This window comes from Mucilaginibacter sp. (genome assembly GCF_036383575.1).
In the GTDB taxonomy this organism is placed as follows: Bacteria; Bacteroidota; Bacteroidia; order Sphingobacteriales; family Sphingobacteriaceae; genus Mucilaginibacter.
Genome location: NZ_DASVOB010000488.1, coordinates 1 through 2,501, shown reverse-complemented (window position 1 = coordinate 2,501; position 2,501 = coordinate 1). Strand labels below are relative to the sequence as shown.

At 45.0% G+C, this 2,501-nt stretch carries 2 protein-coding genes and 1 pseudogene; all 3 read left to right on the top strand.

The window, feature by feature from the left end; genetic code table 11:
* Positions 1 to 589 (top strand): annotated as a pseudogene (locus tag VF500_RS17520) (SusC/RagA family TonB-linked outer membrane protein); the annotation flags it as partial.
* Positions 590 to 594: 5 nt separating this feature from the next.
* Positions 595 to 2,031, top strand: a complete 1,437-nt coding sequence (locus VF500_RS17515; RefSeq protein WP_330860922.1) for a SusD/RagB family nutrient-binding outer membrane lipoprotein — start codon at positions 595 to 597, stop codon at positions 2,029 to 2,031.
* Positions 2,032 to 2,120: 89 nt separating this feature from the next.
* A partial coding sequence (locus VF500_RS17510; RefSeq protein WP_330860921.1) for a bestrophin family ion channel occupies positions 2,121 to 2,501 on the top strand: 381 nt, incomplete at its 3' end.

The window sequence follows — 2,501 nt, the reverse complement described above, 5'->3', positions numbered from 1 at the left end:
TAGCTTTACCTACAAAGGCATTAACCTGAGCTTTTTGGTTGATGCACGTTTCGGCGGATCAATTTATTCAAACACCAACCGTACTGGTACTTATACCGGCGTACTGGCCTCAACTTTACCGGGCCGTGGTGCAGCTAACGGTGGTTTAAGCTACTACTATCCGGGCAATAACACTTCGGCAGCAGCGGTACAGGTAACCGGTGCAGCACCGGCAGGGGTAACTGTATACAACGACGGTATGATATTTAAAGGTGTAAAGGCCGATGGCTCGCCAAATACCACTATCATCCCTGCGCAATCGTACTATAAAGGCTTTACCAATATTGACGAAGCATTTGTATACGATGCCTCATACATTAAGCTTCGTGAAGTAAAATTGGGTTATTCTTTACCGGCTAAATTGGTTAATAAAATAGGTTTCCAGGGGGCTACATTCTCAGTTGTTGGCCGTAACCTGTTGATCATCCATAAAAATGCGCCGAACATTGACCCGGAAACGGCCTTTAACGCAGGCAACGGCCAGGGATTGGAAGACCTTACCCTGCCTACTGTGCGTAACATCGGTTTTAATGTAAACCTTAAATTTTAATCATCATGAAACTTAAATATATCAGCATATTATCCGCCGCGGTTTTATTATCGGTAACATCGTGCAAAAAGGATCTTTTAAAGATCAACCAAAACCCTAACGGCTCGCAAACGGCGCAGCCCGATTACTTGTTGACCGCAGCCACCAAAGCCACTTCTGATACTTACTGGGGTGTAGCCAATAATATGGATGCCAGTTTGCTGTTTGTGCAATACTGGTCTAAAATTCAATACACCGACCCCGACAGGTATATTTATGCCAGCAGCGCTTTTGAAGAGCTTTGGAGCACGGGTTATGCAAAAAGCATTGTAAACCTTAACCAGATAATTAAAATTGCCGATGCACAGGGTAATACCAACTATAAAGGTGTGGCGTTGGTGCTGCGTTCATGGACGTTTAGTTTGTTGACAGAGGCTTACGGCAATGTTCCTTACAAGCAGGCAGCCAATATCGACCAGTACCTTACACCGGCGTACGATGCCCAAAAAGATGTTTACTTTGCTTTGCTGGATGACTTGAAAGCTGCTCAAACAGCGCTCGACCCTTCGGGTAAGGCTATAGCCGGTGACGTAATATATGGTAACAATATTGCCTCATGGAAAAAGTTTGCCAACTCTTTAAGGTTTCGAATTGCTTTACGTATAGCCGATAGGGAACCTGCCAAAGCCAAACAAGTGCTGGCAGATATCCAGGCCGAAGGCGGCTCATACATCAGCTCAAACGCTGAAACGGCTCAGTTTGCCTATATTGATTCGCCAAATCAAAATCCGGTGAGCAATCTGTTTGATACCCGTGATGATTATCGCATCAGCAAAACTATTGTTGATAAGCTGTTTGCGCTCAACGATCCGCGCTTATCTATATACGCCGCTCCAACGCAGGATGCAACACCACAAAAATATGTTGGCTTACCAAATGGTTTATTGGTAGGTGATGCCAGCAACTACGGTTTTACCAAAACATCAAAACCAGGCACATATTTCAGGGCTCCACATGCTCCGGCCGTAATATTGAGTTATGCCGAAAGCTTGTTCGACAGGGCAGAGGCAGCCGCGCGTGGTTTTACTACCGAAGATGCTGCTTCTTTATATAGTCAAGCCGTTACTGCTGCGTTGGCTCAATATAGTATCGCTTCGGCGGATATTGCAACTTATTTAGCGCAGCCGGCGGTGAAGTATGATGCATCTAACTATAAAAAATCAATTGGCGAGCAAAAATGGTTGGCCCTGTTTGGCCAAGGACTTGAAGGCTGGACAGAATGGCGCAGGCTTGATTACCCGCAATTGCAGCCGGCAGTTGCCGGTACGCTGAACGGTAAAATACCTGTAAGGTTTATTTACCCGGGCACCGAACAATCATTAAACAAAACCAACTATCAGTCGGCAGTAGCCGCACAGGGAGCCGATGCGCTTACTACAAAACTCTGGTTTGACGTAAACTAAGTAAGCGTCTTCATCAAATAATACTGAAAAACGGGTTTCTCCAAAAGGGAAATCCGTTTTTTATTGAAAATAAACCTGAAATTTGCAGCATGATTATCAGGAAAAAAGAGCATTGGTTCAGAATGCTGTTTATCTGGCACGGCTCTGTATTGCCGCGACTGTTGCCCCGCCTGGGTTTGCTGTTGGTGTTATCGGTAATTATAGTATACCTGCATGGTTCCCTATTTTCGTTCAAAGTGCCGTTAAATCCCGCTCCATTTACTTTATTTGGTTTAGCGCTTGCACTGTTTTTAGGCTTCAGGAACAATGCCAGTTATGACCGGTTTTGGGAAGGTAGAAAACTGTGGGGAGCCGTTTTAAATGATACCCGTTCGTTGGCGCGGCAGGCTTTTACCACTACAGGCTATCAAATAACTGATCAGGAGCCGCAATATTTTGTTCAATTGCTCATTACCTTTACTTACAGCCTT

Bases quoted from the DNA above. Each gene is read 5' to 3' on its own strand.
- VF500_RS17515 (WP_330860922.1), top strand. From the start codon at position 595: ATGAAACTTAAATATATCAGCATATTATCCGCCGCGGTTTTATTATCG.